The following is a 23,125-nucleotide window of genomic DNA, read 5'->3' on the forward strand; positions in this document are numbered from 1 at the left end:
GCAGGTAGCGCCCCGCGCCGCTGGCTCCGCCGGCGGCGCTTGTCGTTTATCGCCGGGCGGCGGAACCCAGCCGGCGCAATCGCAACAAACAGGAATGGCAAGCCATTCCGGACATGAGCCATGAAAAACATCGTCATCCTGATTTCCGGCCGCGGCTCCAATATGCAGGCCATCGTCGAGGCCGGCATTCCCGGCGCCCGCGTCGCCGCGGTGATCGCCAACCGCCCGGACGCGGCCGGCCTCGCCTGGGCGGCCGAGCGCGGCATCGCCACGGCGGCGCTGGACCACAAGGCCTACGCCAGCCGCGAGGCCTTCGACGCCGCGCTGGCCGCAGCGATAGACGCGCATCAGCCCGACCTGGTGGTGCTGGCCGGCTTCATGCGCATCCTGACCGAAGGCTTCACCCGCCGCTACGAAGGCCGGATGATGAACATCCATCCGTCGCTGCTGCCGGCCTTCCCCGGCCTGCACACTCACGAGCGCGCGCTGGAAATGGGCTGCAAACTGGCCGGATGCACGGTACACTTCGTCACCGCCGAGCTCGATCACGGTCCCATCGTCGCCCAGGGCGCGGTGAATGTGCTGGACGGCGACACGCCGGACAGCCTGGCCGCCCGGGTGTTGAAGCTGGAGCACCAACTGTACCCGGAAGCGGTGCGCCGCTTCGTCGCCGGCGAGATCGCCGTCGTCGACGGCAAAGTGGCCGCCGGCCCGGGAGCCGCCGCCAGCCTGCTGTCGCCCCTACCCTCAAGCAAGGCCTAAATGACCCGTCGCCGTCTGCTGCTGATCGCCCTTGTCCTGTCGTTGCTGCTGCACCTCGCGTTGCTCGGCTCCGACTTGCTGCCCGCGATCAGCGCGCCGCCGGCCGAAGAGCCCAAGCTCGAGAAGATAGACGTCAAGATGCAGGCGATGCGGCTCGACGAGCCGCCGCCTCGGCCCGATCCCCGATCGGCCGGGGTCAGCCTGCGGCCGGCGGAGGCGCCCAAGCCGAAACCCAGGCGCAAGCCCAAGCCGGCGCATAAGCGGGAAGCGTCCCGCCCCGAGGACGACAAGGCGCAGGCCTCGGCGCCGGCGGCGGAAACCGCGATCGCCCAGGCCAGCTCGGAACCGGCGGCGGAGACTGCGCCGCGCACCGAGACGGCGCGGGCATCCAGCGCGCCGGCGACGGAAGCGCCGCCGCGAGACCAGGCGGACCAGGGCGACATCCTGCATCCCGACGCGCCGTTGAAGCGTTTCCCATCCGCGGCCAGGATACGCTACCAGGGCTACTGGGGCTCGGCGATGGTCGGCTTCGGCGACCTGGACTGGCAACGCGGGCAAGGCCATTACCAGCTGGACATCTCGGTCAGCCCTTTCATCGGGCCCAAGCTGCGCTATCTTGCACAAGGGACGATAGGAAAATCGGGACTGCGTCCGGACAGCATGCAATCGTTCCGCGGCGGCGACCTGAAAGAGTCGGCCCGCTTCGACTACGGCGCCGGGCTGCTGCGCTACGGCAGCAACGAAAGCCAGCAGCTGCCGCTGAAGCCCGGCGCGCAGGACGCGTTCAGCCTGGCCTTCCAGCTGGCGCTGAAGGGCGGCGATCTGGGCCATGCGCCGATACAGATCACCACCGCCAAGAAGGTTTACGAATACCCGATGGCGCCGAACGGCGCCTTCGACTACGACACCGGCGCCGGCAAGATGCGCGTGATCGTGTTCCGCGCCCAAGGCGACGGAGACTTCACCGAGTTCTGGCTGGCCCCGGATTTCGCCAATCTGCCGGTGCGCATCCTGCGCGCCGACAAGGACAAGCGGATCGAGCTGAAAGCGATCCGCATAGACGTGAACGGCAAGCGGCAGTGGGAATTGCCGCCGCAACCGACGATACGGAACAAGAATGCACATTAGCCATAGCCAACTGAAACACCTGGAAACCGTCATCGGCCAGATGACCCGCTTCGACCGCCCCGCCGACGCCGTGCTGTCGGCTTACTTCCGCGAGCACAACAAACTGGGCAGCGCCGACCGCCATCTGATCGCCGAAACCGCCTTCGGCGCGCTGCGCCGCCTGATCCAGCTGCGCGCGCTGATCGCGCCGGAGAAGGCCACGCCGCGCCGGCTGGCGCTGGTGGCGCTGATGAAGTTCAACAAGCTGAACGTCAAGGAACTGAGCGAAGCCACCAGCGCCGGCGAGCGCGAATGGCTGGGCACGGTAAAGGGCAAGGCGCTGGAAGACAGCCTGGAAATCCGCGCCGAGCTGCCGCAATGGGTGATCGAGCGCCTGGGCGAACAGGAGCCGGCCGCGGTGGAAGCGCTGGGCCAGGGCCTGATGTCGATGGCGCCGCTGGATTTGCGCGTCAACACGCTGAAAATGAAGCGCGAGGAATTGCTGGATCGCCTGAACGCGGACGGCATCGCCTGCGAAGCCACGCCGTATTCGCCGCTCGGCATCCGTCTGAAAGACAAGCCGGCGCTGTCCAGGCACGAGCTGTTCAAGTCCGGCGCCTTCGAGGTGCAGGACGAAGGCAGCCAGCTTCTGGGCCTGATCACCGGCGCGCGCCGCGGCGAAATGGTGGTGGACTTCTGCGCCGGCGCCGGCGGCAAGACCCTGCTCCTGGGCGCGCAGATGGCGTCCAGCGGCCGCCTGTACGCGTTCGACGTGTCGGAGAAGCGCCTGGCCAACTTCAAGCCGCGCCAGGCCCGCTCCGGCCTGTCCAACGTGCATCCGCAGCTGCTGTCGCACGAAAACGACGCCAAGGTGAAGCGCCTGGCCGGCAAGGCCGACCGCGTGCTGGTGGACGCGCCCTGCTCCGGCCTGGGCACGCTGCGCCGCAACCCTGACCTGAAGTTCCGCCAGAGCCCGGACAGCGTGGCCGAGCTGAACGCCAAGCAGGCGTCCATCCTCGCCTCCGCCTCGCGGCTGGTGAAGAACGGCGGCCGGCTGGTGTACGCCACCTGCAGCCTGCTGCCGCAGGAGAACCAGGCCATCGTCGAAGCCTTCCTGGCCGAACACGCGGACTTCCGCCTGGTGAAGATGGACGAGGTGCTGGCCGAACAGAAAATCCCGCTGCAATGCGGCGACTACCTGGAGCTGAAACCGCATCTGCATAACACCGACGGCTTCTTCGCCGCGGTGCTGGAACGCAGCCAAGCCTAAGCGGAACAAGGGCATGGACGGCGGCCCGCTTGCCACGCGCAGGCGGGCCGCCCTCGTATTAGGCGGCAATAGAGAGTATATTAGACAAAAATGATTAATGGGCGGAATTGGACTCCGCCCAATGGGAGCCGCCAAACGATGCAGGATCACCTACCCCGCCGTTCCAGACGCCAGCGGATGAACCGCCGCCTGCGCCATCTCTACCTGTCCGCCGCCCAGTTGCGGCGCCAGGTGCCGGTCTGGATCGCGGCCATCCTGATCGGCCTGGTGGCCTACGTGTTCGCGCTGGGCAGCCATTGGTCGCACGACCTGTTTTTCAAGGCCTACGACGCGTCGCCGTACTGGAGCCTGCTGATCACGCCGGCCGGCTTGGCGCTGGCGATCTGGATCATGCGGCGCTTTTTCCCCAGCTCCGCCGGCGGCGGCATTCCGCAGTCGATCGCCGCGCTGGAGCCCGGCATGGAAAAGCTGCGCGAGTACTGCTTCACGCTGAAGGCCGCCTTCGGCAAGGTGCTGCTGACGCTGATCGGCATCAGCTCCGGCGCCACCTTCGGCTATGAAGGCCCCATCGTCCAGGTCGGCGCGGCGATCAAGTATTCGCTGAACCGCAAGGCGGCGCAGCGCCACGAGGGCGCCGCCCGCAGCTTCATCCTGGCCGGCGGCGCCGCCGGCGTGGCCGCGGCCTTCAACGCGCCGCTGGCCGGCATCGTGTTCGCCATCGAGGAAATGGGCCGCATCTTCGACATGCGCGCCAGCTCCACCATCCTGCTGTCGGTGATCGTCGCCGGCCTCACCACCTTCGCCATCAACGGCAACTACAGCTACTTCGGCATCGTCCACGTGGCGATGGACAACCAGCAGGCCTGGCTGGCCATCCCGGCCTGCGGCGTCGTCGGCGGACTGATAGGCGGGCTGGCCTGCCGCGTGCTGCTGGCCTTGTCCAGCCGGCTGCCCGGCCCGCTGCACGGCTGGCGCATCCGCTATCCGATCCGCTTCGCCGCCGGCTGCGGCCTGGCGCTGGCCGTGATCGGCATCGTCAGCCACGGCAGCACCTTCGGCACCGGCTATTTCCGCGCCCGCGACATCATCGAGGGCCACGGCGCGGCGCTGCAGGATTACGGCGTGCTGAAGCTGATCAGCATGTTCGTCAGCCACATCAGCGCGGTGCCGGGCGGCATGTTCGCGCCATCGCTGGCTGTCGGCGCCGGCTTCGGCCTCAATATGTCGCAGCTGCTGCCCTTCCTGCCGCAGAGCATGGTGGTGCTGCTGGGCATGGTGGGCTTTTTCGCCGGCATGACGCGCGCGCCGATGACAGGCTTCGTCATCGTGATGGAGATGACCGACACCTCGGGCATGATCATTCCGCTGATGGCCACCGCGCTGATCGCGGCCTCGGTGTCCCGGCTGGTGAGCCGGCGCGCGCTGTACGACGGCCAAGTGCGGCTGTTCCTGCCGCAATGGCGGACCCAGGCCGGCCAAATTGACCAGCCAGCCGCCCGCACGTAGAATAACCTATTGAAAAGATCGGGTATTTCCGCCGGCTCCTTCGCCGGCCCACAGCAAGGATTCAATACATGTCGATTCAACAAGATATCCAGCAGACCGTCGCCGACAACGCCGTGGTGCTGTTCATGAAAGGCTCCGCCCAGTTCCCGCAGTGCGGCTTCTCGTCGCGCGCGGTGCAGATCCTGAAGGCCTGCGGCGTGGACAACTTCCTGACCGTGGACGTGCTGCGCGATCCCGACATCCGCCAGGGCATCAAGGATTTCTCCAACTGGCCGACCATCCCGCAACTGTACGTGAAGGGCGAATTCGTCGGCGGTTCGGACATCATGTACGAGATGTACCAGAACGGCGAACTGCAGGATCTGCTGAAGGATCTGTAAGCATTTCAAGCAACCCGGCCCCGGCCGGGTTTTGCGTTTTCAGGGTCATCCGCGTTAGAATGATGCCCCATACCATCCACGGCAGCCCTGCGGCTGCCGCTGTCATATGTATTGAAAGCTGTTTGCCTTCGCCGGCAAGCAGCTTTTTGCCAAGGTAGGGAGCCGAAATTGAACATCACCATCGTTGATCATCCGCTGGTACAGCACAAGCTGGGCCTGCTGCGCGAAGCCGACACCAGCACCATGAAGTTCCGCCAGCTGACCCAGGAACTGGCCCGGCTGCTCGCCTACGAAGCCACCCGCGACTTCGAGCTGGAAAGCGTCACCATAGACGGCTGGTGCGGCAAGATCGACGTCAAGCAGATCAAGGGCAAGAAAGTCACCGTGGTGCCCATCCTGCGCGCCGGCATCGGCATGCTGGACGGCGTGCTCGACCTGGTGCCGTCGGCCAAGATCAGCGTGGTGGGCCTGGCCCGCAACGAAGAGACGCTGGAGCCGGTGTCCTATTTCGAGAAATTCGTCGGCAACCTGGACGAACGCATCGCCATCATCATCGACCCGATGCTGGCCACCGGCGGCTCGCTGGTCGCCACCATCGACCTGCTCAAGCGCAATGGCTGCAAACACATCAAGGCCGTGGTGATGGTGGCCGCGCCGGAAGGCGTGAAGATCGTCAACGACGCCCATCCGGACGTGCAGATCTACGCCGCCTCGCTCGACAGCCACCTGAACGAGCACGGCTACATCATCCCGGGCCTCGGCGACGCCGGCGACAAGATCTTCGGCACCAAGCAGGCCTGAGCGCCATGCATCCCGATCAGCCGCCCGTTGCTTCCGCAGCCGGCGGCTTTTTTGCAAGTCCGAGGACAGTTCCATGCTGATACGCAAGGCCGACGCCCAAGATCTGGACGCCATCTGCCGCCTGGCGGCGCAGATCAATCGCCAGCACCACCAGGCGCTGCCCGAGCTGTTCCTGGCGGCGGCGGATGCCGATGCCGACCGCGCGTTCTGGCGCGCACGGCTGGAAGGAGAAGACAGCGTGCTGCTGGTCGCCGAGCGCGAAGGCGCGGTGCTGGCCTTCCTGACCGCGCAATTGCAAAGCTCACCGCCGCTACCTTTCCTGCAAGCGCGCCGCATCTGTCGCATCGGCACCATCGTGGTGGACGAAGCCTGCCAAGGGCAAGGAATAGGATCGCGGCTGCTCGCCGCCGCCGAAGACTGGGGCCGCCGGCAGGATGCCGACGAGCTCAGGCTGGAAGTGATGCAGTTCAACCAGGGCGCGCTGGCGTTCTACGCCCGCCACGGGCTCGCCGCGCAATCCCAGATCATGAGCAAATCCCTTGCAGGAGCCGCGCGATGACGGACCGCTACGCCGCGATAGACGCAGACTTCCTCGCCCGCTTCCCGGGCGGTTTCCAGGATCCCGACTGGCAGACGCTGGCGCGTAGGCACAAAAGCTACGCCAAGGCCGAGGCGCTGTGCCAGCGCGAGCTGACCCGCGGCAAGCTGGACACGGCGCTGGCGAGCGGCAAGCTGGCCGACGCCACCCAGGCCTGCCGCCAGATCATCTCGCTGGCCACCACGGTCAGCACCTTCGAGAAGATCGCCTTCCGCAACTACATGGACAACCGCGACCTGAACCTGCCCTTCGTGCAGGCGCTGCGCGATGTGCTGCACGATTTCGGTCCGGCCAGCTTTGAAACCTATGTCGACACGCTGGCGATGGCGCGGATGGACCCCAAGGCCAACGCCGCCAAATGGCCTATCGTCAGCTGCTTCCTGGCCTGCTTCGATCCACAGCGCCACGTTTGCATCAAGCCGACCACGGTGAAGAAGGTGGCCGCGCGGCTGGGCGTGGACATCCATTACCAGTCCAGGCCGAACTACGAATGCTACCTGGCGGTGCAGCGGATGGTGCTGGATTTCCGCAGCCGCAGCGCGGTGGCGGCGGACGTGGACAACACGCTGGCGCAGGCGGTGATGTACTGCGCCGTCTGAACCCGACACGATTACAAAACCAAAACAAGGAAGAATGATGATGCAACAACTCAAGCTGGCGGTGTCCGGCGCCCAGATCCTGTTCGTCGCCTTCGGCGCGCTGGTGCTGGTGCCGCTGCTCACCGGCCTGAATCCGGCGATGGCGCTGTTGGGCGCCGGTCTCGGCACCCTGCTGTTTCAAGCCTGCACCGGCCGCCAAGTGCCGATTTTTCTCGGCTCCTCCTTCGCCTTCATCGGCCCCATCATCTACTCGATGCACACCTGGGGCCCGGGCGCGACCATGTTCGGCCTGTTCGCCGCCGGCTTCATGTATTTCGTGTTCGCCGCCATCGTGCGCTGGCGCGGCATGGCGCTGGTCAACAAGCTGCTGCCGCCGGTGGTGATCGGCCCGGTGATCATGATCATCGGCCTGTCGGTCGCCACCGCCGCCTCCGGCATGGCGATGGGCCAGGCCGGCGGCAAGCAGGTGCTGCCGTACGAGACCTCTCTGTTGCTGGCCGCCATCTCGCTGGCCACCACCATCGTCGTCTCCATCTACGCCCGCGGCATGTTCAAGCTGGTACCCATCCTGGCCGGCGTCACCGTCGGCTACATCGCAGCCGCCTTCCTCGGCGCGGTGGACTTCGCCAAGCTGGCCGCCGCGCCGTGGTTCGCGGCGCCGACCTTCCACAGCCCGGAAGTCAACTGGGCGGCGGCGGCCTTCATGCTGCCGGTGGCCATCGCCCCGGCCATCGAGCACATCGGCGGCGTGATGGCCATCGGCGGCGTCACCGGCAAGGATTACACCAAGACCCCCGGCCTGCACCGCACGCTGGCCGGCGACGGACTGGGCGTATGCGTGGCCGGCCTGATCGGCGGCCCCCCGGTGACCACCTACGCCGAAGTGACCGGCGCGGTGATGATCACCCGCAATTTCAACCCGGTGACCATGACCTGGGCGGCGGTGTTCGCCATCTGCATGGCTTTCTTCGGCAAATTCAACGCGCTGCTGCAATCCATCCCGATGCCGGTGATGGGCGGCATCATGGTGCTCTTGTTCGGCACCATCGCCTCCATCGGCCTGAAAACGCTGATCGAGGCCAAGGTGGACCTGATGGAGCCGCGCAACCTGGTGATCATCTCGGTGGTGCTGACCGCCGGCATCGGCGGCCTGACGCTGAAACTGGGCGATTTCGCGTTGTCCGGCGTCGGCCTGTGCTCCTTGCTGGCCATCATCCTGAACCTGATCCTGCCGCGCCGGGCGGCCAGCCACGACGGCATCGTCGAAGGGCAGGATATCTAGCGCGACCTCAGCACATCAACATAAACTATTGAATTTAAAAATCATTCACAACTGAACACACGTCAACGCAACTGACGGGGTCTACACTGAAGTTCAGCGCCGCGGCATGCCGCCGCGGCGCGGTAGACCGAGCCAAACTGCTGCCCAAACCAGCATCACCTGCCCACAGCGGCTTGACGCGGCCTGATTCCAAGCCAAGAACAAGGAAGAAAGCCATGTTGAAAACCCTAGTTGCCACCGCTCTCACCCTTTTGACGCTATCCAGCTCCGCCATGGCCGGCGAAGGCCTGTCCGCGATGTGGGCGATGCGCGGCAGGATGGATGCCCAGCTGCACGGCCAGCCCGCGCCGATGATTCCGCAGAACAATTCCATCCCGTCCAACGGTTGAGCCCAGTCCCGCCGCCGCCCCGGTGGCGGCGGCATGCTCAGATATAAAGCTCTCCTTGCTCCACCGCCAGCTCCAGCCGCTGGATGAACCACTGCATCGCCCGTCCCGGCTGTTCCTGCTTCCAGGCGAAGCACATCGGCGGAAAACTGCCGCTCTCCTCCTCCGCCTTCTCCACCAGCTCGCCGCTGTCCAGGTGCGCCCGCACGTGCGAACGCGGCAGGTGGCCGGTGCCGAGGCCGGCGACGATGGCCTTCAATTTCGCCTGGCTGCTATGCACGGTCAGCACCTGCTGCCCTTCCAGCAGGCCGCCGGTGCGGGCCGGCAGGCGGCGGGAGGTGTCCCCCACCGCCACCGCCCGGTAACGCCGCAACACGTGCGGCGGCACCGGCTCCGGCTCGGCGGCCAGCGGATGCCCCGCCGCCGCGACCAGCACGAAGTCGTAATCGCCGATATTGCGGGTGAAATAATCGCCTGGCGGCGGCTGGTTGGGCGCGCCGATCACCAGGTCGGCCCGGTCGTCGTACAGGGCGTCCCAGATGCCGCCGAAGCTTTCGCGGATGAAATGCAGCCGGGTGTCCGACTGCAATCGGTCGAAATCGGCGATGGACGGCAGCAGCTGCTCGAAGCCGACCAGATCGCCGACCACGATGCGCAGCCTGTCCTCCCAGCCCTGCGCCTGCTTGCTGACCCTGAGCTCCAGCTGCCGCGCCGCGTCCAGCAGGTGGCGGCCATCCTTCAGCAGCCGCTCGCCGGCCGGCGTCAGCCGCGCGCGGTGGCCGCTGCGGTCGTAGATGGCCACGCCCAGGCCTTGCTCCAGCTTCTGCACGGTATAGGTCAAGGCCGACGGCACTTTGAACAAGGCCTCCGCCGCCGCGGCGAAGCTGCCGTGCTGCTCGATCGCGTCCAGCACCTGCAATGCTTCCAGAGTCAGTTTCATTCGCACACCTAATTCAATTTTTTTGAATGCTTTGTTCGGTTCTTTCCGATTTTATCGAGGAAGCGTCCGCAATAGAATGGTCTCCGTAGCAAGAAGCCAGCAACACCCCAAACGGGACATCAATATTTTTGATGCATAAGCAAATGCTGGCGATCCACACACTGAAAGGAAACCACCATGCTGAAGCAAACCGCCATCGCCGCCCTGTCCATGATCCTGCTGTCCGGCGCCGCCATCGCCGGCGAAGGCTACGACAATATGAAAGCCATGCGTGACCGCATGGACGCTCAACTGCAAGGCCAATCCCAGCAAGTGCAGCACCAGGCTCCGGCCCAGAAGTAAGCGCCTCCCACTGGCAAGACAAACGCGCCGCGGACCGGATGGTCCGCGGCGCGTTTTCTCATACCCGCACCACCCGCTTCAGACGCGGCCGCCGCGCAAGCGTCCCATCAACAGGACATCGTGGTAAGCGCCGTCGCGGAACGAGTGCGCGCGCATCCTCGCCTCCTCGACAAAGCCGAAACGGCGGTACAAGGCTTGCGCCGGCAGGTTGTCGGGATAGACCGTCAGCTCGATCCGTTGCAGGCCGATCCAGTTGTCGGCCAGATCCAGCAAGGCCGCCATCAGCAGCTTGCCGACGCCCCGCCCCTGCCAATCGCGGTGGACGTTGATGCCAAGCCCGGCGATATGGGCCAGCCTTTGCTCGTCGAAACGCCATAGCCCGGCGCTGCCGACCACCTTGCCGCCCGCCGTTTCGCACACCAGCTGGCAGCGGCCCGCGCCCAGCATTTTTTCCATTCTCGACGCCATGGTGGCTGCGGACGGAAAAGGCAGTTGCAAGGTATTGCCGTATACCGAGGCGTCGGCGGCCAGCTCGCGCAGATCGCCCGCGTCGTCCGGCTCCAGGTGACGGATGCGGAATGCGCTCATCGCCATGCCTCCTTCAGCCTGGCCATCGCCAGCACGTCTTGGTAGACGCCGTCGCGCAGCGCGTAGGCGCGCATTCTGGCCTCCTCGACGAAGCCGAACTTTCGATACAGGCCCTGGGCGCGAGCGTTGTCGGCGAACACCGTCAGCTCGATGCGGCGCAGCCCCAGCCAGCCGTCGGCCTGCGCCAGCGCCGCCGCCATCAGCAGCGAGCCTATGCCCCGCCCATGCAGGCCGACATCGACGCCCAGGCCCAACTCGGCGGCGCGCAGCTGCCGCTCCCGGGCCGACGGCAGCAAGGCCGCCCAGCCCACAGCCCGCTCCGCCTCGTCCGCCGCCACCAGCACGGTGCGGCCCGGCTCGTTTTTCTGCAGCCATTCGCGCCGCTTGCTCAAGGCCGGCCAAGGCAGGCCCAGCATGTTGCCGAATACCGCCGGGTCGCTGAACATCGCGTTCAAGGCCTCGGCGTCGGACGGCTCGGCATGGCGGATTCGATATTCGCTCATGCCTCGGCCCTCCGAGGCCAGTTCAACCGCCCCATCACCAGCACGTCTTCCAGCTTGCCGGCGCGCAGCTGCTCCTGGCGCAGCCGGCCCTCGTATTCGAAGCCGAACTTCTCGTACAAGGCGATGGCGCGGGCATTGTCGTGGATGACCTTCAGCTCGATGCGGATCAAGCCCAGCCAGTTGTCGGCCAAGTCGATGATGGCGCGCATCATCGCCCCGCCGGCTCCCTTGCCTTGCCAATCGTCGCGCACCACCAGGAACAGTTCGGCGCTGTGGCGCACCCGCATGCCCTCATTGACAATGATCCCGGCCGAGCCGACCACCTCGCCGCCGCCGGCGCAGGCCACCAGCTGATGAAGGTTGGCTGGTCGCTCGTTCAACTGTTTCTCGGTGTCGGCCAAAGGCTGGTGCGGCAGCTGCAGCGTGTCCGGATAGACGCCGGGGGACGTTTTGATGCGGTGGAGGGCGGCGGCGTCGGACGGTTCGACGGAACGGATCAAGTAAGGCTGGGACATGATGGTCTCCTGAGTTGATGGGCACAGGCGGGATCGCCGCCAGGCCCGGCACACCATCATGCCAAATAACTATTGTGCATAGCAATATGATTTTCATGCCGACAAGTAGCGTCCCGGCGTCTCGCCGAAACAGCGGCGGAAGGCGACGATGAAGGCGCTGCTGCCGGCATAGCCCAGCTCCGCCGCGCAATAGCCGACCGAGCGCCCCTCGGCCAGCAGCGCCCTGGCCCGCAGCATGCGCAGCCGCTCGCGCCACTCGGCCACGCCCATGCCGGTCTCGGCGCGAAAATGGCGGATCAGGCTGCGCCTCGACATGCCGATCTGTCGCGCCCAGCGCTCAAGATCCCAATCCAGAGACGGATCGCGCGACAGGGCCTCGGCCAGTTTGCGCAGCGCCGGATGGGAAGGCCAGGCCAGGCTGGCCGGATAAGGCTCGGCCCAGGCCAACTCGTCCGCCAGCACGGCGACCAGCCGCCTGGCCGCGTCCGGACCGGCCTGCTCCGGCCAGTCGCCCAGGCGCTGGAACACGCCTTGCAGCAACGGCGAAGCCCGCCACACGCGCAGGTCCGGCGGCAAGGCCGGCAAGCAGGCCGCCTCCAGCTGCAGGCTCCAGCCGCGCAACTCGCCATGGTAATGCGCGCCATGCGGCATGCCCGGCGGAATCCAGCCGACGCAGCCGCCGGGCAGCAGGATGCGCCGGCCATCCGCGTCCAGCTCCAACGCGCCTGCGCTGGCCCAGGCCAGCTGTCCCTCCGCATGGCTGTGGCGCGCGGTATGGTCGCCGACGCCGCGCCGCAACGCCGCCACCGCCAGTCCCGGCAGAATGGCTCGCTCCATATTGGCCCTTTATAGATATTCATTGGCACTATATGGAAAGCAGGCCAATCCCGCCAGCGCGATACTGGGCGCTCATTCCACGCAAGGAGTTGGCCATGAAACACGTACAACACACCGAAGCCCTGTCCGCGATCAACCGCAAGGTCATCGCCGACGGCGAGACGCTGCCGGCCGTGAAGCTGCGCGACGGCAGCACGGTGCAAACCGGCACCGTCGCGACCATGCTGGTCAACATCGCCGCCTACAACCGGGGCGAGCGAGGCGAGGTGGAGAACCAGCTGGAGCTGGCCGTGCCGACGCTGTTCAAAGTGGGACTGTTCGACCTGTTTCCGCCCGAGGAATGGACGCGGGGCGACAATCCGGGCCGCAAGCTGGTCGGGGAACTGGCTGGCCGGTGGCTGGCCGGGCCGACTAAAAACACATCGGCATGATCAGACGATGCCAGCCCGCCGTCTTTGGCGTTAAGCTGTAGCCTCGAATCGACAGGAGCGGAACATGCTGATGCAAAGACAAGAAGCCGGCCTCTTGGTGGTGGACATCCAAGACAAGTTGCTGCCGGCGGTGCACGACGCGGACGGGCTGTTGGCGCGCAGCCGCTGGCTGGTGGGCGTGGCGCGCGACCATGGGCTGCCCATCGTGTTTTCCGAGCAATACCCGCGCGGCCTGGGCGGCACCCTGGCCTCGCTGCGCGAAGAGGCGCCGGCAGCGCAGGTGGTGGACAAGCTGCACTTCTCCTGCGTGGCGGCGGATTGCCTGCCGCCGGCGCTGACCGACAAGCGCCAGATCATCGTCTGCGGCATGGAGGCCCACGTCTGCGTGCTGCAAACGGTGCTGCAGCTGCTGGCCGCCGGCAAGCAGGTATTCGTCGTCGCCGACGCCATCTCCAGCCGCAAGCCGTCCGACATCGAACTGGCGGTGGCGCGGATGCGCGCGGCCGGCGCGGTCATCGTCAGCCGGGAGATGATGCTGTTCGAACTGCTGGAAAAATCAGGCGGCGATCATTTCAAGGCGATGAGCCAGCGCTATCTGCTGGGCGATCAGCCCTGAAAATGAATCGGGGTTGTCGAAGCTTACCTCTTCGACAACCCCGTCCAATGGCGGCTTTGCCGCTCTCATCCTCCCCTTTGCAGACTGGCGCGCGAGCCTCGCGGCCCTGCTCACAGCTCGGACAGGATAAAGCAAACAGCGTGCCAGCTCATATCTCGCCGGAAAACGCCGTTTCAAACGGACACCTCAATGCCTTGCCGGCAAAACCGCACCAATTCAGTGCGTAAACGCCTCCAAATGCACCAAGATGCAACATTCATTAACACTTGCCGTCAGCTTAATGAATACCTTCATCTGGAACTGTCATCTTTAGCCCTTATCCTATGAGTGACAGACAAGGCATGCATAACAAGGAGAATGACCATGACCCCATTCCAGGATCTGCTGCAAACCCTGCCGCCCACCGACGGCATCGACGCCATCGTGCTGCTGAGCCCGGAAGGCGAAGCGATGCACCGGCTGGAGAACCGCCCCGGCACCGCCGGCTCGGTGCGCGTCTACCACGCGCTGGTCAAGCGCCACGGCCGCATCGACCGCAACGCCGCCCGCGAAGGACTGGAGCTGTTCGCCGAGCATACCGCGGCCGCCCGCGCCCATCCCGGCAGCCACCCCAACATCGACCGCCTGCTGGCCATCGCCGAACAGGGCGCCCCGGGCCTGCGCGCCCGCGTCGTGCTGAAAACGGAAGAGTAAGTCACCTCAAGGCCAGCAAGGCGAAGCCGGCCGCGATCGACACCGCGGTGCTCGCCAGCCCCGGCAGGATGAAGCTGTGGTTGAACACCCAGCGGCCGATGCGGGTGGTTCCGGTGTAATCCATCTCCACCGCCGCGATCAGGCTGGGATAGCTGGGCAGCACGTAGACGCCCACTACCGCCGGATAGATGGCGATCAGCACCGGCGACGCGATTCCCAGCGACACCCCCAGCGGCATCATCACCTTGGTGGTCGCCCCCTGGCTGAACAGGATCACCGCCATCGTGAACACCGCGAAGGCGAACAGCCATGGCGCCGACTCGATGATGCTGACGATATTGTGTTTGAACAGCGGCAGATTGGCCTGGATAAAGGTATCGCTCATCCACGCCGCGCCCAGTATCGTCACCGCCGCCACCGCGCCGGAGCGGAACATGCTGCCCGACACCATGCCCTGCAGGTCGGCCTTGCATACCAGCACGGCCAGCGCGGAATAACCCAGCATGCACATCTGGATCACGTCCACCATCGCCACCGGCTCCATGCCCTTGGCGCCGGGCCAGGCCGGGCGCAGCTGCGGCATCGCCGCCAAGAGCACGATCAGCGCCACCGTCAGCAGGAAACCGTAAACCGACCAGGCGGCGGTGCGCGGCAAGGCCTCCTCGGCGTCGGTCTGCGGCCGGCGGATGCCGCCGTCGGCCAGCCGCTGGCGGTAGACGGGATCGTCGGCCAGTTCGCAGCCGTAGCGCAGCATCACCGCCCCGCCCGCCAGCGCGCCCAGCAGCGTGGCCGGAATGCTGATCATGATGATGTCGGTCAGCGCGACGCCGTGCGGCGCCAGCACCGTGGCCAGCGCCACCGTGGCGGCGGATACCGGACAAGCGACGATGGCGTTCTGCGACGCCACGGTCAGGCCCGCCAGCGGCCGCTCGGGCCGGATGCCGGTCTTCTCCGCCACTTCCACCACGATGGGCATCAGCGCCAGCGCGATGAAGCCGGTGCCGGCAAGGAAGGTGGACAGCCAGCCCACCAGCGGCGCCAGCAGCACGATGTGGCGGGGATTGCGCCGCAGCAGCCGGGCGGCCACGCCGACCATGTAGTCCAGCCCGCGCGCCGATTGCAGCGCGGCGGACGCGGTGATGACCGAGATGATGATCAGGATCACGTCTATCGGCGCGTGGCCGGGTTTCAGGCCGAAGACGAATGTCAGGATGAACAAGCCGGCGCCGCCGGTGACGCCCAGCCCGATGCCGCCCATGCGCACGCCGAGGAAGATCAGCCCCAGCACGACTACGAGTTGCAGGTATACCATGATGCGACTTTCCGCAGGATCAGGGCCCCATTGTCGCAATAATGCCACGCCTGCGGATTGTCCAAGATCAGGATACGCTTATGCTCTTACAGCTCCCGCGCCATCGCGATCTCGCAAGCGCCGTGCCCGGTATCGCCCCAGCGCCCATTCAGCCTGGCGAAGCCTTCCGATGCGTACAAGGCCGTCGCCTCGCCCAGCGCGGCCGTGGTTTCCAGATAAGCGCGCCGGTAGCCCAAGGCCCTCGCCTCGGCCAGCAGCCGGCGCAATAATCGCCTCCCCAGCCCGCGACCGCGCAGCGCCGCGTCGAAATACATCTTCTGCAGTTCGCATACATCTTGTTCGCCGCCCGCCAGCGGGGCGATGCCGCCGCCGCCAAGCAGTCGTCCGTCCGGCCCGATCACCACCAGATAGCAAGAGCCCGGCCGGTCGTAAACCTGGAACAGCGCGTCCAGCTGCGGATCGAGAAAGCTGCAGCCCTCGCCCAGGCCGTACTCGGCCGATACCCGCCGGATCAGCGCCGCCAGCTCGCCATTGTCGGCCGCCGCCAGCGGGCGGATGACGTAGCCGCGCTGCCTATCCGCCTGCGACAGCGCCCTGCGGTAAACGCGCAGGCCCGACTCCAGCGCCGCCCGCTCCCCGTCGTCCAGTTGAGCCAGCACCCGCTCCATGTCGGCGTCCATCGCCGCGTGCAGCCGCTTTAGCCAATCGCGGCCCGCTGCCGTCAGCTCGGCCAGCTTGCTGCGCCCGTCGGCCGGATCCGCCCGCCAGGCGATCAGACCGCGCTCGGCCAGCCGCTGCAACGGCCGGCTGCTGTTGGATTTGTCCACCCGCAAGCGCTCGGCCAGCTGCTGATTGTTCGCCGGGGCCGCCTCCAGCTCGATCAGCAGGTGAGCCTCCACCGGGCTCAGATCCACCTCGCCGCAACGGCCGGCCAGCATGCCCAGTTCCCTGACGATGTCGCGCGACAGCGCGCGCAGCTCGCGCTCGTTCATGACGCGTCCTTTAAAGTTGCGATACGCAACCATAAACGATACAAGTTGCGCTACGCAACCATATTTTCGCCAAATGCGAAAAAGCCCGCCGAAGCGGGCTTTTCTCGAAGATTCCTGAAACAGGAATTAAGCTTCGCCGACCACAACGATCTTGATCGGGGTAACCACGTCGTGGTGCAGCGCGATCTCGATGTCGTATTCGCCGATGGCCTTGAACGGGCCGTTCGGCAGGCGAACTTCGTGACGCTTGATCTGCACGCCGAAAGCGGTAACCGCTTCGGCGACGTCGACGTTGGTCACGGAGCCGAACAGACGGCCGTCCACGCCCGCCTTCTGGGCGATGGTGATCACGGCTTCGTTCAGCTTCTCGGCGCGAACCTTGGCGTCGGCCAGGATTTCGGCTTGCTTGGCTTCCAGTTCGGCGCGGCGAGCGTCGAACTCTTTCAGGTTGGCTTCGGTAGCGCGCTTGGCTTTGCCTTGCGGGATCAGGAAGTTACGGGCGAAGCCGTTCTTCACGTTCACCACGTCACCCAGTTGACCCAGGTTGGCAACTTTTTCGAGCAGGATGATTTGCATCTCTTAAGTTCCTTTCCCGGTTTAGTGCTGATCGGTGTACGGCAAGAAGGCCAGGAAGCGAGCACGCTTGATAGCGGTGGTCAGCTGACGCTGGTAGCGGGCCTTGGTGCCGGTGATGCGAGCCGGGATGATTTTGCCGTTTTCGGCGATGAAATCCTTCAGGAGATCAACGGATTTGTAGTCGATTTCCTTGATGCCTTCTGCCGTGAAGCGGCAGAACTTCTTGCGCTTGAAGAGTTGACGAGCCATTTTGACTAACCTTTTACAAATTCAACGTATTCGATATTGAGTACCAACCGCGGATTGCGCAGGCTGCGTTGGCTGAGAAAACCGGTGACGTTCATCACCCGACCCGCCAGTTTCCCGGCGTGCTTTTTGGCTTCCTCTCCCACCCACACGGCCTGTATGTCGCAGGCCACATCGCGTTCGAATCCCCCGGCGCTTTGCCGGGACTGGTGCTTGAGCCACATTTCCACGACCGGCAAGCCGGCGGGCGTGTATCTCAGCGCATCTTCGCGATCAACCGTGACGGTCAGTACCAGGCGGTTCTGCAAGACTTGAGCCCCTGCCGATTAGGCGGAAGCTTCAACCTCGGCAGCCGGCTGGGCGTCCAGCAGGTTCTTAGCCTTTTCGTCCTTCATCATCGGGGAAGCGTCGCTGATCGCGCGATCCATCTTGATGGTCAGGTGACGCAGAACGGCGTCGTTGAACTTGAAGGCGTGCTCGATCTCGGCCAGGGTTTCCGCTTGGCACTCGACGTTCATCAGAACGTAGTGAGCCTTGTGCAGTTTCTGGATCGGGTAGGCCAGTTGACGACGGCCCCAGTCTTCCAGACGGTGGATCTTGCCTTCGGCGGCCAGAACCATACCCTTGTAGCGTTCGATCATGGCCGGGACCTGTTCGGACTGGTCCGGGTGCACGATGAACACGATTTCGTAATGGCGCATGTGAACTCCTTTTGGCTATTCGTAGCCTTTCGCCATGCGATTGCGAAAGGCAAGGTAGTAAACCGCAGCATTCTACGCACTTTGCCGCGGCCAGGCAAACTTTAAGCGCGTTTTTTCAGAAACATCAACGCGCTGCGCCTGAGAAACGCGGTGGAATTACAACTTCTTGTCGCGCTTGATGTCCACCACCACCCCGTCGCGCAGCGTGACGACAGTGGTGTAGGGAGTCTGGCCGTTGGCCAGCCAGGACAGCTGGCGGGTGGTGGACACGGTGGCCACGCCGCTGGCGAGCCGGCCCTGATTGCTGTCGCTGCCGTAATCCGGCGCGCCGGCCACCGACACCAGCTCGGCCTCCAGCATGCCGTTGTGCAGCTTGATGTAGGTTTCGAACGGGATCGGCGCCGCGTGGGCGGCGCCGGAGGACAACAGCGCGATCCATGCCAGTTTCTTCATCTCAAACTCCCCGAAAAAAAGCCCGCGACAACAGGCTCCTTGAAACACCGGCCGGCTCAGCGCACCTTCTTCACCACGTCGATCAGCTCGGTGACCATGCCGGTCGCGTCGCCCTGCTGCAGCGCGCGGGCGACGCAGCCCTTCATATGGTTTTCCAGCAACTGCAGCGCCACCGCGTCCAGCGCCGACTTCACCGCTGCCACCTGGGTCAGCACGTCCACGCAGTAGCGGTCGGACTCTATCATGCCGCTGATGCCGCGGACCTGGCCCTCGATCCGCGCCAGGCGCTTCAGCAACGCGGCCTTGCCCGGCTGCACCACGCTGCGCTCGGCCTGCGCCTCTTCATGACAGCACGCCTGGCTGGAATGTGTATCGTCCATGACGGTTCCCGGATTTTTCATATCGGCATTATCGCCCATCCGTCCGCGCTAGGCACGGACATCCAGCGTGCCCATCATCCCGGCGTCCTCGTGCTCCAGGATGTGGCAGTGAAACATGCGCGGACCCGGCATGTCCTGGCGGAACCTCAGCCTGACTTTCTGCCCCGGCGGCACGTTGACCACGTCGCGCCAAGCGAGATAGGACTCGGCCCTCCACCCCTTGCCGTCATGCCGTTCCGTCACCTGGAACTGGGTGCCATGCAAGTGAAAGGGGTGGTCCATATCGGCCTGATTGTCGATTTCCCACTCCTCCACCGCGCCCACCTGGCCGGTGAAATCCATCCGGTTCATATCGAAAGTCTTGCCGTTGATCAGGAACATCGCCGCCGGATTGGCCATGTCCTCGCTGAAGACCACGCGCCGCGTCACCGAAGCCTTGAGCAAGGGATCGATCCGGCGCAGCCGCTCCGGCAAGGACGCGGTGGCCATGCCCCCGCCGGCCTCGATGTCCAGCAGCGGCAGCGCCTGGCCTTGCTCCGGCCCCATCATCTTGCCGCGCGCGTACGGCAGCGCGACCAGGCCGGCCGGCTTGCCGGCGGCGAAGCGGCCGGTGACGGCCAGCTCGGCGCGCGCGCCCGGCGGCAGCAATAGATATTCGACGCGGCGCGGCTTTTCAATCAGGCCGCCATCGGTGCCCACCAGCCAGACCTCGTGGGCCGGCAGCGCCAGCTTCAGCACCCGCGCGCTGGTGGCGTTCCAGATCCGCCAGCGCTGGCGCTCGCCGCGGCCCAGCGCCAGCTTTGGCTGCCATGCGCCGTTGACCAGCACGAACTGTCCCTCGCGGCCGTCCATCCGGTCCGCGTCGCTATTGGCGGCGATCTTGCCGTCCGGGTCCAGCTTCAGGTCGGACAGCACCAGCCAGCGTTCCGGCAGATGGGCCAGCGGATCGTTGCGGCTTTTCACCACGAATACGCCGGCGAGCCCGCGGTAAGCCTGCTCGGCGGTATGGCCGTGCGGATGCGGGTGGTACCAGTAGCTGCCCGCGCTGTCCTCCGGCAGGGAAAAGCGGTAGTCGCGGCCCTGGCCGGGCGGCACCGGATCATGCGGATTGCCGTCCTGGTCGGACGGAATCGGCAGGCCATGCCAATGCACGGTGGTAGGCTGCGGCAGGCGGTTGTCGAAACGCAGGCCCAGCGTCTCGCCCTCGAACAATTCAATCGCAGGACCGGGCACGCTGTCGTTGTAGGCCCAGAACTCGGTGGCAGGCTTGCCGGGCAGCAAGGGCAGGCTCACCGCGGCCGCGGTCAGGCAGCCTCGCAACGCGCCGTCCTTGCGCTCCAACGGCAGCCGCTTCAAATCCGGCAGCTGCAGGCCCCTGGCCAGGCCCAGCGCGGCGGCGGCCGGCAGCGGCGCCGCCTGCCCCATCGCCATTCCGCCGTGGCCCGCATGGGCGGACGCGGCCGCCGCCGGTCTGAGCAGCCACGGGGACAGGGCCAGCGCGGCGCCCCAGCGCATCATTTGACGTCTTTGCATCGCATGCTCCATACAGATACCCCTAGCAGGTATATTGAACCTAGAGCGGCCGCGATGGCAACAGTTCCGCGCGCTGTGCTTGCGAGGGCAAAAAAAACGGCAGGCCTGATGGCCTGCCGTTTTCGGAATGCGGATATGCGCTTACTTGGCGACGTGCGGCGCCAGCAGCTGCAGCAGCTGGGCCAGCACTTTCGGGTTGCCCGCGACGATGTCGCCGGACTCGAACCAGCCCTGCTCGCCGGTGGGGTCGGTGACGATGCCGCCCGCTTCCTGCACGATCAGACTGCCGGCCGCGATGTCCCACGGCTTCAGGTTCAGTTCGAAGAAACCTTCGGTGCGGCCGCAGGCGACGTTGCACAGGTCCAGCGACGCGGCGCCTTCGCGGCGCACGCCCGCGGTCTTGGCTATCACGTCCTTCAGCATGCCGAGGTACTGGTCGAGATAGCTCTGGTCGGAAACCGGGAAGCCGGTGCCGATCAGGCACTCGTTCATCATGAAGCGCTTGGACACGCGGATGCGGCGATCGTTGAGGAAGGCGCCGACGCCGCGCGAGGCGGTGAACAGATCGTTGCGGTTCGGGTCGTAGACCACCGCCTGCTGGATCTGGCCCTTGTGCGCCATCGCGATAGAGATGCCGTACTGGGGGTGGCCGTGCAGGAAATTGGTGGTGCCGTCGATCGGGTCGATGATCCATTCGTATTCGGAAGAACCCACGCCTTTGGCGCCGGACTCTTCTGCTAGAATCGCGTGCTTCGGATAGGCTTCGAGAATGACGTTGATGATCGCTTCCTCGGCGGCGCGATCCACCTCGGTCACAAAGTCATTGTGCTTTTTCTTCTCTACGCGGATGGCGTCGAGGTTGAGCGACGCGCGCTGGATAACACTGCCTGCGCGGCGAGCGGCTTTAACCGCGACATTGAGCATCGGATGCATTGACGGCCTCTACACTTGAACGATGGGCGGGTGTCCGTCGATGACGCGACACCCGCCGGTAACAATCTGGGTTAAGGAACAAAAAAACCCGACGCCTGGGCGCGGGCTTTTGGTATATGCCCGCTATTTTAATGTGAAAACGCCAATGAATAAACCCCAAGTACCTGATTTTCTGCAAAACATCCGCGTGGTGCTGGCCCGCCCCAACCATCCGGGCAATATCGGCTCGGCCGCGCGCGCGATGAAAACCATGGGTTTGAGCCGCCTCTACCTGGTCGAACCCAAGGTGTTTCCCAGCGAAGAGGCCAACGCGCTGGCCTCCGGCGCGGTGGACCTGCTGGAGAACGCCACCGTGGTCGGCTCGCTGCGGGAGGCGTTGTCCGACGTCACCGTCGCCTGCGCGCTGACCAGCCGCCGCCGCGAACTGACCACCCCGCTGTCCACTCCGCGCCAGACCACGCCGGAGCTGATCGCCCGCGCCCGCGACGGCGAACAGGTGGCCCTGGTGTTCGGCAACGAAACCTTCGGCCTGTCGATCGAGGAGGTGGAGCAATGCAACCGTCTGGTGACCATCCCCGGCAACCCCGATTACTTCTCGCTTAACCTGGCGATGGCGGTCCAGGTGATGACCTACGAGCTATTCAGCCACACCGGCGTGGACGTGGAATACCTGCGCGCCGAGGGCGAGGCGGCGACGCAAAGCGAGGTGGACGGCATGTGCGGCCACCTGGAGCAGGCGATGGACGAGATCGGCTACTTCCAGCGCCGCAACAGCGAGCGGCTGATGCGCCGGATGCGCACCATGTTCCACCGCGCCGGCATGCTGCGCGAGGAGATCGACATCCTGCGCGGTTTCTACAAACAGGTGCAGCGCACCGCTTCTGGCCGCTCCGGAGATGCCGACTGAGCCCGGCCTCACCCTGCCCTACGCGCACCCCGCGGTGCGCGACCTCGCCTTCCTGCTGACCTCCCCCTCCCCCTGGCGCTGCGGCGCCGATCTGCCGCCGCAGCGGCTGCTGGGCCTCCGCGGAGAAGCGCTGCTGGCCAGGCTGGACCGCGCGCCGGCCGCGCTGGAAGCCTGGCTGGCCGCCGCCCCGGGCAAACGACTGGGCAAATATGCCGAACGGCTTTTTTCCTTCTGGTTCCGCCATGCGCCGCACATTGATCTGATCGCGGAAAATCTCAAAGTCATAAACAGCGAGCGCCGCACGGTGGGGGAGTTCGACTATCTGCTGCGCGTGGATGGCGAGCCCTGGCACCTGGAAACGGCATGCAAGCTTTACCTTTCCCTGGGCGAGACCGCCGACGATCTGCTCGGTCCCGGCCTCAACGATGCCTGGCGCTTGAAAGCGACCAAAATAACCACACAGCTGCAACTGTCCCGCCATCCCGACGCGCTTCCCCTGCTGCCAGACGGCTTTCATGACTGCCGGACAGGCGCCCGGATCTGCGGCTGGTTCTTCTATCCGCCAGGCCGTTGTCCGCCGGCGCCGCTCGATTGCGGCCAGCTGCGCGGCTGGCTCGCCCCGCTCGACACCGACTGGCCCCGGCTGTATGAAAATTCCCGCTGGGCCTGGCTGCCCAGGCTGTCCTGGCTCGCGCCCGCGCTGCGGACGGCAGCCGACACGGAGGACGAAGCCTCGCTGCGCGCGCGGCTGCGGGGAGTCGACGCGCCGCAGATGCTGGCCGAACTGCAGCCGGCCGGACACGGCCGCTGGCGGGAAGCGGCGCGCGGCTTCGTCTCGCCGCCCGGCTGGCCGGACGCCGAGCGCCTGGCCGCGCTGCGGCTCAAGATCGCGCAGGCATGAAAAAAGGCAGGCTGCGCGCCTGCCTTTGTCGCAAA

General features: G+C 65.6%; 31 protein-coding genes. 16 read left to right on the forward strand and 15 right to left on the reverse strand.

Annotated elements, in window-relative coordinates; all coding sequences use genetic code 11:
- The first annotated feature begins 120 nt into the window (after positions 1–120).
- From purN to CV_RS23945, 10 genes are all read left to right on the forward strand, one after another.
- Complete coding sequence (gene purN, locus CV_RS17900; RefSeq protein ID WP_011137163.1) at positions 121–762, forward strand: phosphoribosylglycinamide formyltransferase; 642 nt, start codon at positions 121–123, stop codon at positions 760–762.
- The gene (locus CV_RS17905; protein WP_011137164.1) at positions 763–1,890 is read left to right on the forward strand and encodes a DUF3108 domain-containing protein; all 1,128 of its coding nucleotides are present in this window, start codon (positions 763–765) and stop codon (positions 1,888–1,890) included. It begins immediately after the preceding gene.
- Positions 1,886–3,139: an RsmB/NOP family class I SAM-dependent RNA methyltransferase gene (locus tag CV_RS17910; protein WP_198404105.1), complete on the forward strand. Its 1,254-nt coding sequence runs from the start codon at positions 1,886–1,888 to the stop codon at positions 3,137–3,139. Before CV_RS17905 ends, CV_RS17910 begins: the two co-directional genes overlap by 5 nt.
- Positions 3,140–3,316: 177 nt before the next feature.
- On the forward strand, positions 3,317–4,645 hold the full coding sequence (locus CV_RS17915) for a chloride channel protein (RefSeq protein WP_052262902.1): 1,329 nt from the start codon (positions 3,317–3,319) through the stop codon (positions 4,643–4,645).
- A 68-nt stretch (positions 4,646–4,713) separates the two neighbouring features.
- The gene (gene grxD, locus CV_RS17920) at positions 4,714–5,025 is read left to right on the forward strand and encodes a Grx4 family monothiol glutaredoxin (protein ID WP_011137167.1); all 312 of its coding nucleotides are present in this window, start codon (positions 4,714–4,716) and stop codon (positions 5,023–5,025) included.
- 168 nt (positions 5,026–5,193) lie between these two features.
- Positions 5,194–5,826 (forward strand): uracil phosphoribosyltransferase, encoded by a 633-nt coding sequence (gene upp, locus CV_RS17925; protein WP_011137168.1) that lies wholly within the window; start codon positions 5,194–5,196, stop codon positions 5,824–5,826.
- 73 nt (positions 5,827–5,899) lie between these two features.
- The gene (locus tag CV_RS17930) at positions 5,900–6,385 is read left to right on the forward strand and encodes a GNAT family N-acetyltransferase (protein WP_011137169.1); all 486 of its coding nucleotides are present in this window, start codon (positions 5,900–5,902) and stop codon (positions 6,383–6,385) included.
- Positions 6,382–7,023 (forward strand): hypothetical protein, encoded by a 642-nt coding sequence (locus CV_RS17935; RefSeq protein WP_011137170.1) that lies wholly within the window; start codon positions 6,382–6,384, stop codon positions 7,021–7,023. Before CV_RS17930 ends, CV_RS17935 begins: the two co-directional genes overlap by 4 nt.
- A 40-nt stretch (positions 7,024–7,063) precedes the next feature.
- Positions 7,064–8,305 carry a uracil-xanthine permease family protein gene (locus tag CV_RS17940; RefSeq protein WP_011137171.1) on the forward strand — a complete coding sequence of 414 codons (1,242 nt, stop codon included), beginning with the start codon at positions 7,064–7,066 and terminating at the stop codon, positions 8,303–8,305.
- A 215-nt stretch (positions 8,306–8,520) separates the two neighbouring features.
- Entirely contained in the window at positions 8,521–8,694 is a 174-nt protein-coding gene (locus CV_RS23945; RefSeq protein ID WP_011137172.1) for a hypothetical protein, read from the forward strand.
- 37 nt (positions 8,695–8,731) lie between these two features.
- Here the strand turns inward: CV_RS23945 and CV_RS17945 are convergent, their stop codons facing one another.
- The gene (locus CV_RS17945; RefSeq protein ID WP_011137173.1) at positions 8,732–9,631 is read right to left on the reverse strand and encodes a LysR family transcriptional regulator; all 900 of its coding nucleotides are present in this window, start codon (positions 9,629–9,631) and stop codon (positions 8,732–8,734) included.
- 177 nt (positions 9,632–9,808) lie between these two features.
- Here CV_RS17945 and CV_RS23950 point away from each other — a divergent pair, with 177 nt between their 5' ends.
- Positions 9,809–9,973, forward strand: a complete 165-nt coding sequence (locus CV_RS23950; RefSeq protein ID WP_011137174.1) for a hypothetical protein — start codon at positions 9,809–9,811, stop codon at positions 9,971–9,973.
- Between the two features lie 78 nt (positions 9,974–10,051).
- Here CV_RS23950 and CV_RS17950 read toward each other — a convergent pair whose 3' ends face one another.
- From CV_RS17950 to CV_RS17965, 4 genes are all read right to left on the reverse strand, one after another.
- A complete protein-coding gene (locus tag CV_RS17950; protein WP_011137175.1) occupies positions 10,052–10,561 on the reverse strand; it encodes a GNAT family N-acetyltransferase in 510 nt (169 codons plus the stop codon).
- Positions 10,558–11,064, reverse strand: coding sequence for a GNAT family N-acetyltransferase (locus CV_RS17955; protein ID WP_011137176.1), 507 nt, complete (start codon positions 11,062–11,064; stop codon positions 10,558–10,560). Before CV_RS17955 ends, CV_RS17950 begins: the two co-directional genes overlap by 4 nt.
- Positions 11,061–11,579, reverse strand: coding sequence for a GNAT family N-acetyltransferase (locus tag CV_RS17960; protein ID WP_011137177.1), 519 nt, complete (start codon positions 11,577–11,579; stop codon positions 11,061–11,063). Before CV_RS17960 ends, CV_RS17955 begins: the two co-directional genes overlap by 4 nt.
- A gap of 93 nt (positions 11,580–11,672) precedes the next feature.
- Positions 11,673–12,416 carry a helix-turn-helix transcriptional regulator gene (locus CV_RS17965; RefSeq protein ID WP_011137178.1) on the reverse strand — a complete coding sequence of 248 codons (744 nt, stop codon included), beginning with the start codon at positions 12,414–12,416 and terminating at the stop codon, positions 11,673–11,675.
- A 95-nt stretch (positions 12,417–12,511) separates the two neighbouring features.
- Between CV_RS17965 and CV_RS17970 the strand changes: the two genes are divergently transcribed.
- The 3 genes from CV_RS17970 to CV_RS17980 all read left to right on the forward strand — a co-directional run bounded on the left by CV_RS17970 (position 12,512) and on the right by CV_RS17980 (position 14,156).
- Positions 12,512–12,847 (forward strand): DUF7709 family protein, encoded by a 336-nt coding sequence (locus CV_RS17970; RefSeq protein ID WP_011137179.1) that lies wholly within the window; start codon positions 12,512–12,514, stop codon positions 12,845–12,847.
- A gap of 64 nt (positions 12,848–12,911) precedes the next feature.
- Entirely contained in the window at positions 12,912–13,463 is a 552-nt protein-coding gene (locus CV_RS17975; RefSeq protein WP_011137180.1) for a hydrolase, read from the forward strand.
- Between the two features lie 363 nt (positions 13,464–13,826).
- On the forward strand, positions 13,827–14,156 hold the full coding sequence (locus CV_RS17980; RefSeq protein ID WP_011137181.1) for a DUF2322 family protein: 330 nt from the start codon (positions 13,827–13,829) through the stop codon (positions 14,154–14,156).
- A 1-nt stretch (position 14,157) separates the two neighbouring features.
- Here CV_RS17980 and CV_RS17985 read toward each other — a convergent pair whose 3' ends face one another.
- From CV_RS17985 to CV_RS18030, 10 genes are all read right to left on the reverse strand, one after another.
- Positions 14,158–15,468 (reverse strand): anaerobic C4-dicarboxylate transporter family protein, encoded by a 1,311-nt coding sequence (locus tag CV_RS17985; RefSeq protein WP_011137182.1) that lies wholly within the window; start codon positions 15,466–15,468, stop codon positions 14,158–14,160.
- 86 nt (positions 15,469–15,554) lie between these two features.
- Positions 15,555–16,460, reverse strand: coding sequence for a MarR family winged helix-turn-helix transcriptional regulator (locus CV_RS17990; protein WP_043596661.1), 906 nt, complete (start codon positions 16,458–16,460; stop codon positions 15,555–15,557).
- A 126-nt stretch (positions 16,461–16,586) separates the two neighbouring features.
- On the reverse strand, positions 16,587–17,036 hold the full coding sequence (rplI, locus tag CV_RS17995) for a 50S ribosomal protein L9 (RefSeq protein WP_011137184.1): 450 nt from the start codon (positions 17,034–17,036) through the stop codon (positions 16,587–16,589).
- 21 nt (positions 17,037–17,057) lie between these two features.
- The gene (gene rpsR / locus CV_RS18000; protein ID WP_011137185.1) at positions 17,058–17,285 is read right to left on the reverse strand and encodes a 30S ribosomal protein S18; all 228 of its coding nucleotides are present in this window, start codon (positions 17,283–17,285) and stop codon (positions 17,058–17,060) included.
- A 5-nt stretch (positions 17,286–17,290) separates the two neighbouring features.
- A complete protein-coding gene (gene priB, locus CV_RS18005) occupies positions 17,291–17,590 on the reverse strand; it encodes a primosomal replication protein N (RefSeq protein ID WP_011137186.1) in 300 nt (99 codons plus the stop codon).
- A gap of 18 nt (positions 17,591–17,608) precedes the next feature.
- Positions 17,609–17,983: a 30S ribosomal protein S6 gene (gene rpsF / locus CV_RS18010; RefSeq protein ID WP_011137187.1), complete on the reverse strand. Its 375-nt coding sequence runs from the start codon at positions 17,981–17,983 to the stop codon at positions 17,609–17,611.
- A gap of 156 nt (positions 17,984–18,139) precedes the next feature.
- The gene (locus CV_RS18015; protein WP_011137188.1) at positions 18,140–18,436 is read right to left on the reverse strand and encodes a hypothetical protein; all 297 of its coding nucleotides are present in this window, start codon (positions 18,434–18,436) and stop codon (positions 18,140–18,142) included.
- Between the two features lie 56 nt (positions 18,437–18,492).
- Positions 18,493–18,816: a metal-sensitive transcriptional regulator gene (locus CV_RS18020; RefSeq protein ID WP_011137189.1), complete on the reverse strand. Its 324-nt coding sequence runs from the start codon at positions 18,814–18,816 to the stop codon at positions 18,493–18,495.
- A gap of 48 nt (positions 18,817–18,864) precedes the next feature.
- A complete protein-coding gene (locus tag CV_RS18025; protein WP_043596664.1) occupies positions 18,865–20,349 on the reverse strand; it encodes a multicopper oxidase family protein in 1,485 nt (494 codons plus the stop codon).
- Between the two features lie 141 nt (positions 20,350–20,490).
- A complete protein-coding gene (locus tag CV_RS18030; protein WP_011137191.1) occupies positions 20,491–21,282 on the reverse strand; it encodes an inositol monophosphatase family protein in 792 nt (263 codons plus the stop codon).
- A gap of 145 nt (positions 21,283–21,427) precedes the next feature.
- Here CV_RS18030 and CV_RS18035 point away from each other — a divergent pair, with 145 nt between their 5' ends.
- Both CV_RS18035 and CV_RS22350 read left to right on the forward strand, forming a co-directional pair.
- A complete protein-coding gene (locus tag CV_RS18035; protein WP_043596666.1) occupies positions 21,428–22,189 on the forward strand; it encodes an RNA methyltransferase in 762 nt (253 codons plus the stop codon).
- Positions 22,179–23,090 (forward strand): DUF1853 family protein, encoded by a 912-nt coding sequence (locus CV_RS22350; RefSeq protein ID WP_045050455.1) that lies wholly within the window; start codon positions 22,179–22,181, stop codon positions 23,088–23,090. Before CV_RS18035 ends, CV_RS22350 begins: the two co-directional genes overlap by 11 nt.
- The last annotated feature ends 35 nt before the right edge of the window (positions 23,091–23,125 follow it).

Source organism: Chromobacterium violaceum ATCC 12472 (genome assembly GCF_000007705.1).
Classification (GTDB): Bacteria; Pseudomonadota; Gammaproteobacteria; order Burkholderiales; family Chromobacteriaceae; genus Chromobacterium; species Chromobacterium violaceum.

Coding starts and splice junctions, on each gene's coding strand:
- purN (WP_011137163.1), top strand. CDS start 121: ATGAAAAACATCGTCATCCTGATTTCCGGCCGCGGCTCCAATATGCAG.
- CV_RS17905 (WP_011137164.1), top strand. CDS start 763: ATGACCCGTCGCCGTCTGCTGCTGATCGCCCTTGTCCTGTCGTTGCTG.
- CV_RS17915 (WP_052262902.1), top strand. CDS start 3,317: ATGAACCGCCGCCTGCGCCATCTCTACCTGTCCGCCGCCCAGTTGCGG.
- grxD (WP_011137167.1), top strand. CDS start 4,714: ATGTCGATTCAACAAGATATCCAGCAGACCGTCGCCGACAACGCCGTG.
- CV_RS17930 (WP_011137169.1), top strand. CDS start 5,900: ATGCTGATACGCAAGGCCGACGCCCAAGATCTGGACGCCATCTGCCGC.
- CV_RS17935 (WP_011137170.1), top strand. CDS start 6,382: ATGACGGACCGCTACGCCGCGATAGACGCAGACTTCCTCGCCCGCTTC.
- CV_RS17940 (WP_011137171.1), top strand. CDS start 7,064: ATGCAACAACTCAAGCTGGCGGTGTCCGGCGCCCAGATCCTGTTCGTC.
- CV_RS23945 (WP_011137172.1), top strand. CDS start 8,521: ATGTTGAAAACCCTAGTTGCCACCGCTCTCACCCTTTTGACGCTATCC.
- CV_RS17945 (WP_011137173.1), bottom strand. CDS start 9,631: ATGAAACTGACTCTGGAAGCATTGCAGGTGCTGGACGCGATCGAGCAG.
- CV_RS23950 (WP_011137174.1), top strand. CDS start 9,809: ATGCTGAAGCAAACCGCCATCGCCGCCCTGTCCATGATCCTGCTGTCC.
- CV_RS17950 (WP_011137175.1), bottom strand. CDS start 10,561: ATGAGCGCATTCCGCATCCGTCACCTGGAGCCGGACGACGCGGGCGAT.
- CV_RS17955 (WP_011137176.1), bottom strand. CDS start 11,064: ATGAGCGAATATCGAATCCGCCATGCCGAGCCGTCCGACGCCGAGGCC.
- CV_RS17960 (WP_011137177.1), bottom strand. CDS start 11,579: ATGTCCCAGCCTTACTTGATCCGTTCCGTCGAACCGTCCGACGCCGCC.
- CV_RS17965 (WP_011137178.1), bottom strand. CDS start 12,416: ATGGAGCGAGCCATTCTGCCGGGACTGGCGGTGGCGGCGTTGCGGCGC.
- CV_RS17970 (WP_011137179.1), top strand. CDS start 12,512: ATGAAACACGTACAACACACCGAAGCCCTGTCCGCGATCAACCGCAAG.
- CV_RS17975 (WP_011137180.1), top strand. CDS start 12,912: ATGCTGATGCAAAGACAAGAAGCCGGCCTCTTGGTGGTGGACATCCAA.
- CV_RS17980 (WP_011137181.1), top strand. CDS start 13,827: ATGACCCCATTCCAGGATCTGCTGCAAACCCTGCCGCCCACCGACGGC.
- CV_RS17985 (WP_011137182.1), bottom strand. CDS start 15,468: ATGGTATACCTGCAACTCGTAGTCGTGCTGGGGCTGATCTTCCTCGGC.
- CV_RS17990 (WP_043596661.1), bottom strand. CDS start 16,460: ATGAACGAGCGCGAGCTGCGCGCGCTGTCGCGCGACATCGTCAGGGAA.
- rplI (WP_011137184.1), bottom strand. CDS start 17,036: ATGCAAATCATCCTGCTCGAAAAAGTTGCCAACCTGGGTCAACTGGGT.
- rpsR (WP_011137185.1), bottom strand. CDS start 17,285: ATGGCTCGTCAACTCTTCAAGCGCAAGAAGTTCTGCCGCTTCACGGCA.
- rpsF (WP_011137187.1), bottom strand. CDS start 17,983: ATGCGCCATTACGAAATCGTGTTCATCGTGCACCCGGACCAGTCCGAA.
- CV_RS18015 (WP_011137188.1), bottom strand. CDS start 18,436: ATGAAGAAACTGGCATGGATCGCGCTGTTGTCCTCCGGCGCCGCCCAC.
- CV_RS18020 (WP_011137189.1), bottom strand. CDS start 18,816: ATGGACGATACACATTCCAGCCAGGCGTGCTGTCATGAAGAGGCGCAG.
- CV_RS18025 (WP_043596664.1), bottom strand. CDS start 20,349: ATGCAAAGACGTCAAATGATGCGCTGGGGCGCCGCGCTGGCCCTGTCC.
- CV_RS18030 (WP_011137191.1), bottom strand. CDS start 21,282: ATGCATCCGATGCTCAATGTCGCGGTTAAAGCCGCTCGCCGCGCAGGC.
- CV_RS18035 (WP_043596666.1), top strand. CDS start 21,428: ATGAATAAACCCCAAGTACCTGATTTTCTGCAAAACATCCGCGTGGTG.
- CV_RS22350 (WP_045050455.1), top strand. CDS start 22,179: ATGCCGACTGAGCCCGGCCTCACCCTGCCCTACGCGCACCCCGCGGTG.